The organism is Stutzerimonas stutzeri, from assembly GCF_018138085.1.
Lineage (GTDB): Bacteria > Pseudomonadota > Gammaproteobacteria > Pseudomonadales > Pseudomonadaceae > Stutzerimonas > Stutzerimonas stutzeri_AI.
Genome location: NZ_CP073105.1, coordinates 1,855,140 through 1,869,897, shown reverse-complemented (window position 1 = coordinate 1,869,897; position 14,758 = coordinate 1,855,140). Strand labels below are relative to the sequence as shown.

The 14,758-nt window shown below is 59.5% G+C and carries 11 protein-coding genes; 3 read left to right on the top strand and 8 right to left on the bottom strand.

Annotated features, from left to right (window positions below; translation table 11 throughout):
- Positions 1 to 97 precede the first annotated feature (97 nt).
- Positions 98 to 1,423 (top strand): DUF2254 domain-containing protein, encoded by a 1,326-nt coding sequence (locus KCX70_RS08745; RefSeq protein ID WP_212619930.1) that lies wholly within the window; start codon positions 98 to 100, stop codon positions 1,421 to 1,423.
- A 924-nt stretch (positions 1,424 to 2,347) separates the two neighbouring features.
- Here KCX70_RS08745 and KCX70_RS08740 read toward each other — a convergent pair.
- On the bottom strand, positions 2,348 to 3,349 hold the full coding sequence (locus tag KCX70_RS08740) for a TRAP transporter substrate-binding protein (protein WP_021210156.1): 1,002 nt from the start codon (positions 3,347 to 3,349) through the stop codon (positions 2,348 to 2,350).
- A gap of 147 nt (positions 3,350 to 3,496) precedes the next feature.
- On the bottom strand, positions 3,497 to 4,396 hold the full coding sequence (locus KCX70_RS08735) for a LysR family transcriptional regulator (protein ID WP_212619929.1): 900 nt from the start codon (positions 4,394 to 4,396) through the stop codon (positions 3,497 to 3,499).
- A 175-nt stretch (positions 4,397 to 4,571) separates the two neighbouring features.
- Here KCX70_RS08735 and KCX70_RS08730 point away from each other — a divergent pair, with 175 nt between their 5' ends.
- Positions 4,572 to 5,774 (top strand): CaiB/BaiF CoA transferase family protein, encoded by a 1,203-nt coding sequence (locus KCX70_RS08730; protein WP_212619928.1) that lies wholly within the window; start codon positions 4,572 to 4,574, stop codon positions 5,772 to 5,774.
- Positions 5,775 to 6,547: 773 nt separating this feature from the next.
- Entirely contained in the window at positions 6,548 to 7,483 is a 936-nt protein-coding gene (locus KCX70_RS08725) for a hydroxymethylglutaryl-CoA lyase (RefSeq protein ID WP_212619927.1), read from the top strand.
- A gap of 349 nt (positions 7,484 to 7,832) precedes the next feature.
- On the opposite strand, the gene KCX70_RS08720 is transcribed toward KCX70_RS08725, so the two are convergent.
- The 6 genes from KCX70_RS08720 to KCX70_RS08695 form a co-directional block, all read right to left on the bottom strand.
- On the bottom strand, positions 7,833 to 9,836 hold the full coding sequence (locus KCX70_RS08720; RefSeq protein WP_212620304.1) for a polysaccharide biosynthesis protein: 2,004 nt from the start codon (positions 9,834 to 9,836) through the stop codon (positions 7,833 to 7,835).
- 95 nt (positions 9,837 to 9,931) lie between these two features.
- Positions 9,932 to 10,513 (bottom strand): acetyltransferase, encoded by a 582-nt coding sequence (locus KCX70_RS08715; protein ID WP_212619926.1) that lies wholly within the window; start codon positions 10,511 to 10,513, stop codon positions 9,932 to 9,934.
- Complete coding sequence (locus KCX70_RS08710) at positions 10,510 to 11,529, bottom strand: MraY family glycosyltransferase (RefSeq protein WP_212619925.1); 1,020 nt, start codon at positions 11,527 to 11,529, stop codon at positions 10,510 to 10,512. Before KCX70_RS08710 ends, KCX70_RS08715 begins: the two co-directional genes overlap by 4 nt.
- Before the next feature lie 100 nt (positions 11,530 to 11,629).
- Positions 11,630 to 12,589 (bottom strand): UDP-glucose 4-epimerase family protein, encoded by a 960-nt coding sequence (locus tag KCX70_RS08705; protein ID WP_212619924.1) that lies wholly within the window; start codon positions 12,587 to 12,589, stop codon positions 11,630 to 11,632.
- 19 nt (positions 12,590 to 12,608) lie between these two features.
- Entirely contained in the window at positions 12,609 to 13,736 is a 1,128-nt protein-coding gene (gene wecB / locus KCX70_RS08700) for a non-hydrolyzing UDP-N-acetylglucosamine 2-epimerase (RefSeq protein ID WP_212619923.1), read from the bottom strand.
- On the bottom strand, positions 13,729 to 14,739 hold the full coding sequence (locus tag KCX70_RS08695) for a polysaccharide biosynthesis protein (protein ID WP_212619922.1): 1,011 nt from the start codon (positions 14,737 to 14,739) through the stop codon (positions 13,729 to 13,731). The genes wecB and KCX70_RS08695 overlap by 8 nt, the downstream gene beginning before the upstream one ends.
- Positions 14,740 to 14,758 lie beyond the last annotated feature (19 nt).

Here is a 14,758-nt window from a genome sequence, read left to right as displayed (position 1 = left end):
TCCTCTAGAGCATAGACGCTTCGGCCGAGGCGTACTTCGGCGCCGTTCGTGGTCCTAGGATGATCAGGGCGTGCGCCCGTCGTGCCGGAGTGTGCGGATGTCAGATCCAGCCAACGTATTCTTTCGTGTCGTTAAACGCGTCAAGGGCAGCATCGCCCTTTATCCGGTGCTGATTCCTGCCGCCTATGCGGCTCTGGCTGCGCTGGTGCTGGCATTCGAATCGACCGCCACCGCGGCGGCGCTACGCGACAAGCTCCCCTCAGGCCTGACCGATGCCGACAACAGCCGCGAAATTCTCGGCACGCTCATCACCGGCATCATTTCGCTCACCGTGTTCAGCTTTTCCATGGTGATGGTCGTGCTTAACGGCGCTGCCGCCCGACTGTCACCACGGGTGCTGCCGGGGCTGGTCAGCGACACGCGAAACCAGGTGACCCTTGGCATCTACCTGGGCAGCATCGTCTATTTCCTGTTGCTGATCGGCACGCTGAACAAGAACGACCCGGCCAGCGTCCCCGCGCTCGGCCTGCTGCTGGCGCTGCTGTTCGGCATGTCATGCATGGCGCTGTTCGTCGTCTTCATTCGCTCGGTGTCGCAATCGATCCAGGTCGACTGGATCCTCAGCCAGCTCTACAACGGCGCATCGACCAAGCTCGAAAATCGCCGCCGACGTATTGCCGGGATCGCCGGGCTGCCAGAGGCTGGCGAATGGTGGTGCGTACCCGCGGCCCGGCCCGGATACCTACGCGAAGTGAACGAACGCCGCCTGGGCAAGATCCTGCGCAAGCGTGGCCTGCTGGCCATGATACAGGTCGAGCCGGGGTTCTTCCTGATCGAGGGCCACCCCCTGATCAAGTTCAGCGAGCCGCTGAGCGAAGACGATGCGGCGGATGTGCTCGATTGCTTCGACTTCCATGACAAGGAATTCGCCGGTGCCAACGTCTCTTACGGCATGCGGCAGATGTCCGAAATTGCGGTCAAGGCCATCAGCCCGGCGATCAACGATCCTGGCACGGCGATACGGGCGATCAACCTTATCGGCGTTCTGCTGAAACGGCTCGGGGGCGTGCCGTCTTTCGATATCGGCTGCATCGACGGCCAAGCTCGTCTGTTCTACCCGCAACCGGATATGCGGCGCCTGCTACAGACCGTAATCGCGCCGATCCGCATCTACGCCGGCCATGATCCGCAAGTGCTGATCACGCTCCTGCGCTGTATGAAGAATGCCCTGCATGGCGAACCGAGCGATAGGCAGCTCGACGCCCTTTACGAGGAAATTCACGCCCTGCGCGACGAGGCCGACGCAAAAGTCGAAAACCAGCGCGACCGCCGCGCCATCAACGAAGAGCTAGAGCGGCTGGCGCAGATTCAGGGCATGCAATGGGAGGCACGTCCGCGAGCTGAGCTGTTGCCGTTGATATGACAACGCCGGCACTCGCCGTGGGGATGTAGGAGCCCCGACCTCGGGGCGAAGCTTTTGGCTTTAGAGCAGGCAGAACCTTCGCATTCGCCGCGGGGTCGCGGCTCCCACAGAAGCGGCGCTTTGGCTCTTCTGTAGGAGGCCCGACCTCGGGGCGAAGCTTTGGCTTCTAAGCAGGCAGAACCTCCGCATTCGCCGCGGGGCGCGCCTCCCACAAAAAGCGACGCGGGCTGCGCTTTGGCTCTTCTGTAGGAGCCCCGACCTCGGGGCGAAGCTTTGGCTTTTGAGCTGACAGAACCTCAGCATTCGCCGCGGGGTCGCCTTCCACAGAAGCGGTGCGGGCGGCGCTTTGGCTCTTCTGTAGGAGCCCCGACTCGGGGCGAAGCTTTGGCTTCTAAGCAGGCAGAACCTCCGCATTCGCCGCGGGGCGCGCCTCCCACAAAGCGACGCGGGCGGCGCTTTGGCTCTTCTGTAGGAGGCCCGACCTCGGGGCGAGGCTTTGGCTTTTTGAGCTGACAGAACCATCGCTTTCGCCGCGGGGTCGCGGCTCCCACAGAAGCAGCGCGGGCGGCGCTTTGGCTCTTCTGTAGGAGGCCCGCCCTCGGGGCGAAGCTTTGGCTTTTTGAGCTGACAGAACCATCGCTTTCGCCGCGGGGTCGCGGCTCCCACAGAAGCAGCGCGGGCGGCACTTTGACTCTTCTGTAGGAGCCCCGCCCTCGGGGCGAAGCTTTTTCCTTTTGAGCAGGCAGAACCTCCGCATTCGCCGCGGGGCGCGCCTCCCACAAAAAACGACGCGGGTGGCGCTTCGGCTCTTCTGTAGGAAGCCCGCCCTCGGGGCGAAGCTTTTGCCTTTTGAGCAGGCAGAACCTCCGCATTCGCCGCGGGGCGCGCCTCCCACCAAAGCTAGGAGACGCATAGCGCTGGATTTTATTGCGCCTGATTCGCCGCCTCGGCTGCCTCGATCAGGTCGGTGCCGATTTCCGCCTCGAACTTTTTCCAGGCCGGGCGTACCGCGTCGCGCCAGGCGTTGCGCTGCTCTTCGGTGAGCATCAGGATTTCGCTCTTGCCGGTGTCGATGATGTTCTGCTTGGCCTTTTCGTTCAGTGCTTCGGCCTGCTTGTTCACCTCGACGGTCACCTCCTCGATGATCTGTTCGAGCTCGGTGCGCACCGGCGCCGGCAAGCCGTTCCAGAATTGGGTGTTGGTGATTAGCAGGTAGTTACCGATGCCATGGTTGGACTCGGTCATGTACTTCTGCACTTCGTAGTACTTCTGGCTGTAGATGTTCGACCAGGGGTTGTCCTGGGCGTTGACCACGCCGGTCTGCAGGCCCTGATAGATCTCGGCGAAGGCCATCTTGCGCGGAACCGCGCGCAACGCGGAATACTGTGCCGCCTGCAGGTCCGAAGGCTGCACACGGAACTTCAGCCCGCGCGCATCGCCAGGCTCACGCAGCGGCTTGTTCGCCGTGAACTGGCGCATGCCGTTGAGCCAGTAAGCCAGCCCGGTGATGCCCTTGTCTTCCATCGACTTGAGCATGGCCTTGCCCTTGTCCGACTGCTGGAAGCGCTGAGCCGCGGCGACGTCATCGAAGAGGAACATCAAGTCGAACAGCTGCAGCTGCTTGGTGTACTGCTCCAGCTTCGACGGCGCCGGTGCGAGCATCTGCACCTCGTTGAGCAGCAAGGCTTCCATCTCCTTGCCATCGCCATACAGCGATGAGTTGGGATACACCTCCACCTTGACCTGATCCGGCAGCCGCTCCTCCACCAGCTTCTTGAACAGCAGTGCGCCCTGCCCCTTGGGCGTGCTGTCGGCGGTGATATGGGAGAACTTGATCAGGATCGGATCGGCTGCCTGCACGGCAAAAACGCTGAACAGGGCCGAGGCGGCGAGCAGATGAGTGATACCACGGGTGAGTCGTGCCATGGAAAAGCTCCGTTTTGTAGTTGTGTGAGCCGGATAGCTGGCACGACTCTACCCCGCTGTCCTTTGCTGGCGACATTCATATTTGGCCAAGCGGGGCTTCGTTACTGGCGAAGGCCGCCGAAAATCTGCGCCGCTTTTCGCCACTTTTCAGCGGTTGCCTTCGCGAGCGGTGAGGTGCTCGAGCATCTGCCGCGCGGTAACCGACAGGCTTTCCAGATTGCGCACGCCGATCTTTAGTGCTCGCCGCGCCCAGGCGTCGGTCAGCGGGACGACCTCCACATCCAGCGCTGGCAGGTAGTTGCGCACCACCTGCTCGGGCAACACGCCGATGCCCATCCCGGTATGGATCATCCGGCAGATGGCCTCGAAGCTGCGTACCTGGATGCGCAGCCGCAACGGCGTGCCCACTTGCTGCGCGGCCTGCTGCAGCAAAGCATGCAGCGAGGCGTCCTGTTGCAGGCCGATGAAGTCGAAGCCAGCGGCGTCGCGCAGGGCGATGTGTTGCCGAGTGGCCAGCGGGTGCTCACGTGGCGTGACCAGCACCAGACTGTCCTCGCGATAGCCGAACACCTGTAGATCCTCGGCCGGCATGTGCCCGGCGAAGATTCCGATGTCGGTCAAGCCTTCGCGCAACGCACGCAGGGTGTCGCTGCTGACGCGCTCTTCCAGGTCGATCTTCACCTCAGGATGCAACCGCGCAAAGGCGCTCAGATCCTCCGGCAGGAACTCGATCACCGCCGAGGTGTTGGCATGGATACGCACATGCCCCTTCACGCCCTGGCTGAATTCGCTGAGATCGGCATCCATTTGCTGCAATCCGTCGAGCAGGTTGCGCGCGTGATGCAGCAGGGCATGGCCGGCGGGCGTCAATTCCACGCCTTTGGGTTGGCGGTAGAGCAGACTCACACCGAGCTGGCCCTCGAGATCACTGATGCGCTTGCTCACCGCCGCGAGCGCCAGATGCTCGCGCTCGGCGGCACGGGTAAGGCTGCGCTCGTCGGCTACGGCAACGAACAGGCGCAGGGTAACGAAATCGACACGCCGCATGGCTGGCTCTCGCATTCGCAGGTTACGAAGCGGCCACCATAAACCGCCAGAAGCGGAAAGGCATCAGCTGATAGCCTTCGTGCTTCACGAAACCAGCCTTGGCTATTCGGTAATTGTCCGCGGCGCGGCGCTCGGTCATCCTGCGCATATGATTCGACCCGGTACAGGTGTTGCGATGAACGAACAGAATGGAAACGGCCTGCCGCTGCAAGGCCTCAAGGTCGTCGAGATGGGCCAGCTGATCGCCGGCCCCTTCGCCAGCAAGATGCTCGGCGAATTCGGCGCCGAAGTGGTCAAGATCGAACCGCCTGGTGTGGGCGATCCGCTACGCAAATGGCGCAAGCTCAAGGATGGCACCTCACTCTGGTGGCACGTGCAGTCGCGCAACAAACAGTCCGTCACGCTCGACCTGAAGGCCGCCGAGGGCCAGCAGATCGTCCGTCGGCTGGTCGCCGAGGCCGATGTACTGGTGGAAAATTTCCGACCCGGCACCCTCGAAGGCTGGGGGCTGGGCTGGGACGAACTGTCCAAGCTCAACCCGCGCCTGATCATGCTGCGCATTTCCGGCTACGGTCAGACCGGCCCCTACCGCGACCTGCCCGGCTTCGGCGTAATCGGCGAAGCCATGGGCGGCTTGCGCCACCTGTCCGGCTATCCGGGCCAGCCACCCGTACGCGTGGGCATCAGCATCGGAGACTCGCTGTCGTCGTTGTATGGCGTCATCGGCGTGCTGCTCGCCCTGCAAGAGCGCAACCGCAGCGGCAAGGGCCAGGAAATCGATGTCGCCCTGTATGAATCGGTATTCGCCATGATGGAAAGCCTGGTGCCCGAATACGATGCCTTCGGCTACGTGCGCGAACCGGCCGGCAGTGCCTTGCCAGGCATCACGCCGTCCAATTCCTACCTGTGCAACGACGGCGCCTACGTGTTGATCGCCGGCAATGGCGACAGCATCTACAAGCGCCTGATGACCCTGATGGGTCGCCAGGACCTGGCCGAAGACCCGCGCTTTGCGCACAACGACGGTCGCGCCCAGCACGCCGAACTGATCGATGCCGCCATCGGCGAATGGACCATTCAGCACAGCCGCGACGACGTCATCGAAGCGCTCAAAGCGGCGCGCGTCCCGGCCGGCTACCCCTATACCGCCGCCGATATCGTCAAGGATCCGCATTACCTGGCACGACAGATGATCGAGCAGGTGCAGACCTTCGCCGGTCCGCTCAAGGTCCCAGGCGTGCTACCCAAGCTCAGCCGCACGCCCGGGCGTATCGGCACCGGCGGCCCGCAACTGGGCGAGCACACCGAAGACATCCTGGCGGGCCTCGGCCTCACCGACGAGCAACGCCAAGGGCTGCGCGAAAGAGGAGTCATCTGAACGCCCGCGGTGCACAGAGCTTCTGCTTTTTGTGGGAGCCCCGCCCCCGGGGCGAAGCTTTTGCTCTCGAGCGGGCAGAAAGCTCGCCTTCGCCGCGGGGGCGCGCCTCCCACAAAAGCAGTGCGACGAGTGCTTTGGCTCCTCTATGGAGCCCAAACCTTCCAGCATCACCCAAGCAAGGCTTTTGACCTTCTGTGGGAGGCCCGACCTTGGGGCGATGCTTTTGCTCTTGAGCGGGCAGAAAGCTCACCTTCGCCGCGGGGCGCGCCTCCCACAAAACAAAAGCGGCACGGATGCCGCCCTCTGTAGGAGGTAACACCCCAGAGCAAGGCTTTTGACCCTCTGTGAGAGGCCCGACCTCGGGGCGATGCTTTTGCTCTTGAGCGGGCAGAAAGCTCGCCTTCGCCGCGAGGTCGCGCCTCCCACAAAACAAAAGCGGCACGGATGTCGCCCGCTGTAGAAGATCCACCCAGAGCAAGGCTTTTGACCTTCTGTGGGAGCCCCGCCCCCGGGGCGAAGCTTTGCTCTTGAGCGGGCAGAAAGCTCGCCTTCGCCACGGGGGCGGGCCTCCCACAAAAACAAAAGCGGCACGGATGCCGCCCACTGTAGGAGATAACACCCCAGAGCAAGGCTTTTGATCTTCTGTGGGAGGCCCGCCCCGGGGCGAAGCTTTTGCTTTTAAACAGGCAGAACACTGTTTTTACCAGCGCCAAACGTTCCACCACCAACGCCATGAACCACAACGCCGCGCCTGGCACCCAACGGAGATGACCATGACAAAACGCCTCTACATCCAGGACGTCGCCACCCGCGATGGTTTCCAGATCGAGCCCAACTTCATTCCCACCGAAGACAAGATCGCGCTGATCGATCGCCTCTCCGAAACCGGGCTGGCCAAGATCGAGGTCACGTCCTTCACCTCGCCCAAGGCCATACCCAACCTGCGCGACGCAGAAGACGTGATGCGCGGCATACGGCGGGCTCCGGGTGTCGAATACACCGTGCTGGTACCCAATGTCAGGGGCTGCGAGCGCGCCATTGCCTGCGACGTAGACGAGATCAATCTGGTGATGTCCGCCAGCGACACACACGGCATGGCCAATCTGCGCATGACGCCGGAGCAATCACTGCTTCAGTTCCGCGAGATCATCGAGGTGACGCGCGGCAGCGGCGTATTCATCAACGCCTCGCTGTCGACGACGTTCGGCTGCCCCTTCGAAGGCGAGGTGTCCGAATCACGAGTGGTCGAACTCATTCAGCGCCTGCTGGACATCGGCGTGCAGGGCATCACCCTGTGCGACACCACCGGCATGGCCGACCCGGCACAGGTCGAGCGCCTCTGCCGCCATGCAACGACCCAATGGCCCGACGCCGTATTCACCGCGCACTTTCACAACACCCGTGGCATGGGATTGGCCAACGCGCTGGCTGCCATGAATGCCGGCATCGACCGCTTCGACGCCTCGCTCGGCGGCTTGGGCGGCTGCCCCTACGCACCCGGCGCCAGCGGCAACATCTGTACCGAGGACCTGGTGCACATGTTCCAGCGCATGGGCCTGAACACGGGTGTTGACCTGGACAAGCTTGTGCAATGCGCCGCCAGCCTGCCGGCGCTGGTCGGCCATGACGTCCCCGGCGCCGTGCTCAAGGCCGGCAAAGCCGACCGCCGCTATCCGAAACCGAAGTGGATGGACGGGCCAGACAGATAGCACGTTTTGTAGGAGCCGCGCCCTCGCGGCGAATGCGGGGTTCCTACCCAGCCAAGAGCCAAACGCTTCACCCCGAGGTCGGGCCTCCCACAGAATCAAAAGCCCAGAAGCAAACAAAAGCGCCTACCGCGCGCAGTGACCTGCTTTTGTTTGTGGGAGCCGCGCCCTCGCGGCGAATGTGGGCTTCTACCCAGCCAAGAGCCAAACGCTTCGCCCCGAGGCCGGGCCTCCCACAGAATTAAAAGCCCAAAAGCAAACCAAAGCGCCCGCCGCCCGCAGTGACCTGCTTTTGTTTGTGGGAGCCGCGCCCCCGCGGCGAATGCGGGCGGCAGCCCGCCAACCAAAACCACTACTCAGTCGGCCCGACCCGCCGCTGCTGGTAAATCAGATCAACAATCTCACCCTCAGGCACATAACCGCTCACCACCTCACGCAGCAGTACTCGAACCTGCGGGTAATCATCCTGCTCCACCGCCTTGAGCAGCTTTGCCAGTACACCGCGCAGCACGTCCCAAGTGAAGTACTCCTCGTCGGCGCGCATGATCATCGGGTGCTCGGTGGGGCTGACGTTGTCGCCGATCAGTAGCTCTTCATACAGTTTCTCGCCGGGCCGCAAGCCGGTGAATTCCACCGCGATATCCCCGTGCGGGCACTTCTCCGAGCGCACGCTCAAGCCAGACAGGTGAATCAGCTTCTCCGCCAGTTCAGCGATCTTCACCGGTTTGCCCATGTCCAGCACGAACACATCGCCACCCTGCCCCATAGAGCCGGCCTGGATCACCAACTGCGCCGCCTCGGGAATGGTCATGAAATAGCGTGTGATCTTCGGGTGGGTCACCGTCACCGGACCACCGCTGCGGATCTGCTGATAGAACCGGGGAATCACCGACCCCGAAGAGCCCAGCACATTGCCGAAACGGACCATGGTGAAGCGCGTCTTATTGACGTGATGCACCGCCCCGTCCGCATTGAACAGCACCGGCGCCGTCTCGCGGCTCAGCGCCTGTAGGATCATCTCCGCGACGCGCTTGGTACTACCCATCACGTTGGTGGGCCGCACCGCCTTGTCGGTGGAGATCAGCACGAAGTTGGCCACACCTGCCTGCACAGCGGCCTGGGCCGTGTTCATCGTGCCCAGCACGTTGTTCAAAACGCCTTCGGCGACGTTGTGCTCCACCATCGGCACATGCTTATAGGCCGCCGCGTGGTAGATCGTCTCCACCTGCCAGGTACGCATCACATCCAACAGACGATCCGGATTGCGAATGGACCCCAGAATCGGCACGAGCTTGATCGGCAACGAAGCGCGCTCTATCGCCCGCTCCAGCTCGATGTGAATGCTGTAGAGATTGAACTCGCTGTGCTCGAACAGGAGCAGCGCCTTGGGCTTGTTGGAAATGATCTGCCGGCACAGCTCCGAACCGATCGAGCCGCCCGCGCCGGTCACCATGACCACCTTGCCGCGAATGCATTGCTCGAACAGCGCCTGCTGCGGCGGCACGGCATCGCGCCCGAGCAGGTCGGCGATGTCCACTTCCTGGATGTCCTCGACCTTTACCCGCCCACTGGCCAGATCCATGAAACCCGGAACGCTGCGTACGTGCAGCGGATAGGGTTCCAGCGTTTCCAATACCTCGCGACGGCGCGCCCGCGAGGCCGAAGGAATCGCCAGCAGAATCTCGTTACACCCCGTCTCGTCGATCATCTGCTGGATATGCTTGGGTGAATATACCCGCAGCCCAGCAATGCTCCGGTTATAGAGATTAGGGTCGTCATCAATAAACGCGACCGGCCTCATGCCCCGCCCCAAACGCAACGCCGCGACCAACTGGTTACCGGCAGCACCGGCCCCGTAGACGGCGACCTTAGGCAACCCCGCGTCACGCCCTTTGAACTTGGTGAGCGAATCCGGAGAAAACCAGTCACCCATAAAGTACTGGCGCATCACCAGGCGCAACCCGCCGATCAACACCAGGCTAAGCCACCAATAGTTGAACACCATGGAGCGTGGAATGACCTTGGGTGCGTCACTGCGCCAATACACCGCCAGCGAAAGCAGCAACGCCGAAAGCGTCACGGCCTTGGCGATTGCCATCAATGCATCATTACCGAAGTAACGCATCACTGCACGGTACATGCCGAACCGGATAAAGAACGGTATCGACAGCAGTGGTGTAATGACGAATAGCCAAGCATGACCGCCCAGAGGGTCTACAAAACTCGCGTTACCTAGACGAATGAGGAAAGCCAGCCACAGTGCTAGCCATACCAACAATACATCCGCGGAAACCTGAATCAGACGCTTTTGCTGCCTAGGCAAGCACACCAACCGAGCCCTTAATTTCTCAGCCAACCTCAACACACCAATTCCTCATTCCTGAGTGGGCTATCTCGAATATCGAGGAGCCTCAGCGATTTCGAGAAGTAGAACGGTTAACTCAAGTACCTTTAGATGGCCTGTAAAACGGCACCGGGAGCCAGCACAGCATCATCGGCAACCTTGACGCCATAGCCAGCGCAGCACCCGGCCTGCAGCCAGGCACGCGCGCCAATGTGCACTCCGCCTGCCAACTGAACGCCCACGCCTAGGTGAGCGAAATCACCAAGAGCAGCATCGTGATCCACCGTTGCGCTAGCGTTGACGATAGCCGCTTTGCCAAGGCGCGCATCAGTACCAACCATCGCACAAGCCATAATGGCAACCCCCGCGCCTAGCAAAGCGCTGTCGCTGACATACGCCCGAGGGTGAATGATTGATACCAATGGAAGCCCAGCAGCATCAATAGCTTGAACAAATCGGCTACGCAGCCCGTTGTTGCCTATGGCCGCAATGGCCCCCTGAACCGATGCCCGAAGATGAACAATGTCCGCGCCCTTAGCAACTACGGGCCAGCCAGCCCACTCTTTCAACTCAGGCCATCGATCATCAGCAAAAACGATTCGTTGCCAACTGCCGCTCAGCAATGCGGCCTCTGCAACGGCCTTGCCATGGCCCCCGGCGCCGACTACCAACAGTGTTCGCTCACTCATACTGCCCCCTCCGGCTCGCCCGCATGATATTTCCACGAAAGCAGTGCCAATGGCGCATAAGCGATGAGCAGTCCGGACATTCCATCCATGTCGCCGATCGCGACCCAGATAGCAACAGGCAGCAACCAAAGTACGTTGATCGCGAGAACGCCCAACGTCACCGACAAATGGCTGCCGAAGTGGCGTGCAGCATATTGGTAAGCATGACTGCGGTGCGCCTCGTAGACCCTCTCGCGGCGTAGCAGACGGCGCAACAAGGTAAAGGTTGCATCCATGGTGAATACACCGAGCAATACCAACCATGCCCAGAAAAGCTCTGGCGCTACCCAGGCCGCCTGTAAGGAGAGGATCCCGAGCACAATGCCAAGAAATCCACTACCCGCATCGCCCATGAAGATACGCGCTGGTGGGAAATTCCAGAACAGAAACCCGGCTACGGCAGCCGCCAACAACAAAGGCACGCCGGTTTCCGAGTTCACGCCACTGGTGAGGCCGTACAGCAAAGCACCTCCCAGGCAAACACAGATCGCTTCGACACTAGCAATGCCATCGATGCCATCCATAAAATTGTAGAGGTTAAGCAGCCACACCAAATAAACAGCGGCCAACGCGTGGCCGAACCAACCCAGTTCAATCGTGATGCCAAAGATCGGCAACGCAGGCAGGCCGCCCAGCCAAAACAGTGCCCAGATAGCCGCAACAAAGTGCCCCAGCAAACGCCAGCGTGCTGCAATATGCCCGTGATCATCCAAAAAACCCAAGATGGCAATCCCGGCGCCAGCCCCGAGCAACGCCCACGTCGATCGTGATTCAATGAAATCGCCGGTCTCGAGCAGCAGCAGCGCGAGCAAAAACGTTAAAACAATGGCTACGCCTCCACCGCGGGGAGTGGGTACGGAATGCGAGCTTCTAGCATTAGGGACATCGATGATACTGCTAGCAAGAGCGTAACGGCGCAGTGCCCACGTTAGGCAAAATGAAACACCGATAAGTATCGGCAGCAACCAAATCAGCAACTTCGATCCCTCAAAATTTCTTTCCGGAGATGCCTCTAGAGACTCAAGCTAGAAGCGAGCCTATCCACGCTACGTCAAATGGTACTTCGGTAACGAGAATTCAGCCTTTATGCGCCAAATAATGATCTGCGGTCATGCGCAGCGCTTGGTCTACGCTGACAGGCGGAGCCCACCCCAACAGCTCACGCGTCTTGGAAATATCCACTTGCAACGAGCCACAAAGCCTTTGTGCAACGTTTTTCTTCCCTAGCATTGCGGCAGCACTTTCAAGCAATGCCGCTGGCACCGGCAACAGCCGTGCCGGCTTACCCAGAGCTAGGCTCATGCGCCGTAGCAATTCAGTCGTGGACAAATCCTCTCCGTCACTGACAAGAAAGGTCTGGCTAGCGGCAGCCGGGTGATCGATACACGTCACGATCAAATCCACAAGGTTGTCCAACGAAACCAGGCTCCGCTTGTTATGTATTGCCCCCAGCGGTAACGGCACCCCCATGCGAAGCCAGTTCATCATGCTGCGGAAGTTCGCTTTGACACCTGGGCCGTAAACCAGGACAGGGCGGATAATGACGAGTTCCATCCCTGTTTCAGAGGCTAAATCACGTAACCCATACTCAGCTTCCATTTTGGAGACGCCATAGGGATCAAGCGGGGCTGGATGAGAATCTGCAAAATATGGCTTACCTAGCTCTGTACCCTCACCGTTCACCTTAATTGAACTGATGAAGATAAAACGTCGCACCCCTGCACGCGCTGCTTGCCGAGCGAGATTCAGCGTTCCGTCCACATTGACCTTACGAAACTCAGCAAGCGGATCGGAAGAGCTATCGTGCATGACATGAACCCGAGCTGCACAGTGGATAACCGCATCGACTCCCTCCAGCGCGGGCTGCCAGTCTGTATCTCCCTCGATCCCTGCGACTCGGAAGGTCGCCACATCCTTGGTGAGCGCTGCTGCGGAATTGCGCACCACTGCGACTGGCTGCAGATCGATGTGGGAGACCATCCTTTCCAGTAGCTCACGGCCGACAAAGCCGGTAGCACCAGTCAACAAAATGCGCATTTCCCTACCTCGACACTGCTCAGGCTTTTGACCAGACCGTACGGTTAATGTAATCGGTGTAGCTAAGTACCACCCTGACGACCTGCTTCGACACCGGCCCCGCTTGGTAGTCTTTAACCACGGGGATCACACGCGTCCCCCGCTCATGCTGGCTCGTCACCACTTGTACTGCCTCCAGCACGCGATCTGTTTTCAGGCCGCTCATAACAAGGGTTCCCTCATCCATGCCCTCAGGTCGCTCATGCGCATTCCGGATGGTGATGGCCGGCAGGTTCAACAATGAAGCCTCTTCGGTGATGGTGCCGCTGTCCGACAATACACAGAACGCAGACATCTGCAGCTTGATGTAATCCAGCAAACCGAATGGTTTGACGAAGCGAATCAAAGGGTGGTCCAGCGACTCGCCCAACACCTCCAGGCGTTTACGAGTACGAGGGTGAGTTGAAACGATGATCGGATACTGATACTTATCGGCCAGCGCACGAAGGGTTCCTAGCAGATCGCACAGATTCTCGGGCGTATCGACATTTTCCTCGCGGTGCGTACTGACCACAAAGAAAGCATCTTCCTTCAAACCCTCTCGCTGCAGCACATCGGAGGCCTGGATGCGCGGCATGTAGTAATCCAACACCTCCTCCATGTGCGAGCCAGTCTTGATGATGGTCTCTGGACGAATGCCCTCCGCGAGCAGATACCGGCGCGCATGCTCCGTCAGTACCATATTGATATCACTCAGATGGTCGAGGACCTTGCGGTTCAACTCCTCCGGTACACGTTGATCGAAACACCGGTTCCCCGCCTCCATGTGGAACACAGGGATCTTCCGCCGCTTCGCTGCAATAACTGCCAAGCAGGTATTGGTGTCCCCATAGAGCAAGAGCGCATCCGGCTTTTCCAGCTCGAACAACTCGTCTGCCTTGGCTATGACTTCGGCAATAGTCTTAGCCGCAGTATCTCCAGCTGCCCCTAAGAAATGATCTGGCTTACGAATCTCGAGATCGTCGAAAAAGACCTGATTCAGTTCGAAATCATAGTTCTGCCCCGAATGCACAAGCACATGCTGGACCTGCTTATCCAACTCTGCGATCACGCGGCTCATTTTGATTAGCTCTGGACGAGTGCCGACCAGCGTCATCACCTTAAGCATTGAGCTGCTCCTGAATGTAATCCAGCTTAAGCAGTACGTCTTTAATACCCTGAATACTAAGGCGATCGGTATTGTGCGAGGTATAGTCGTCCAGCTCAGAAATATGCTGCTCACCTTCGACAAAAAACTTCTTGTAGTTTAGGTCACGATTGTCTGCAGGGATTCTATAATAGCGACCCATATCTTCGGCTTTTGCCATTTCCTCACGGGAAATCAACGACTCATACAGCTTTTCGCCATGCCGAGTGCCAATAACGTTAACCGGGTTGTCACGGTAAAACAGATCCTTAAGCGCCTGCGCAAGGTCCGCCACTGTAGAGGCGGGGGCCTTTTGCACGAAAATGTCACCCTGCTCTGCATGCTCAAACGCATGCAGAACCAAATCGACAGAGTCTTCCAGCGACATCAAAAAACGAGTCATGTTCGGATCAGTAACGGTCAGCGGCTCGCCACTTTTGAGCTGACTGATGAATAGGGGAATAACTGAACCACGCGAAGCCATCACGTTACCGTAGCGAGTAGCACAAATAACGGGGCCCGACTCAGGAATCATCCGAGATTTAGCAACCATTAGCTTTTCCGCCATGGCTTTAGAGATGCCCATGGCGTTAATAGGATAAACCGCTTTATCCGTACTGAGCACAACTACGCGCTTGACGCCAGTAGCATTCGCCGCATTCAGCACATTTTCCGTACCGATGACATTGGTGCGGACCGCTTCCATAGGGTAGAACTCGCAGGAAGGTACCTGCTTCAAAGCCGCCGCATGAAAAATATAGTCAACACCAACCAGGGCTTGGGAAATACTATCGTAATCGCGCACGTCCCCTATATAAAACTTGACCTTGTCATTGGCCAAGGCAATTCGCATATCTTCTTGCTTCTTCTCGTCCCGGCTGAATACCCGGATCTCTCTGACATTAGTATCGAGGAAACGCTTTAGCACCGTATTACCAAACGAGCCGGTACCTCCGGTAATCATTAAAACTTTGTTATCAAACATAATAAACCTCTATTATCAA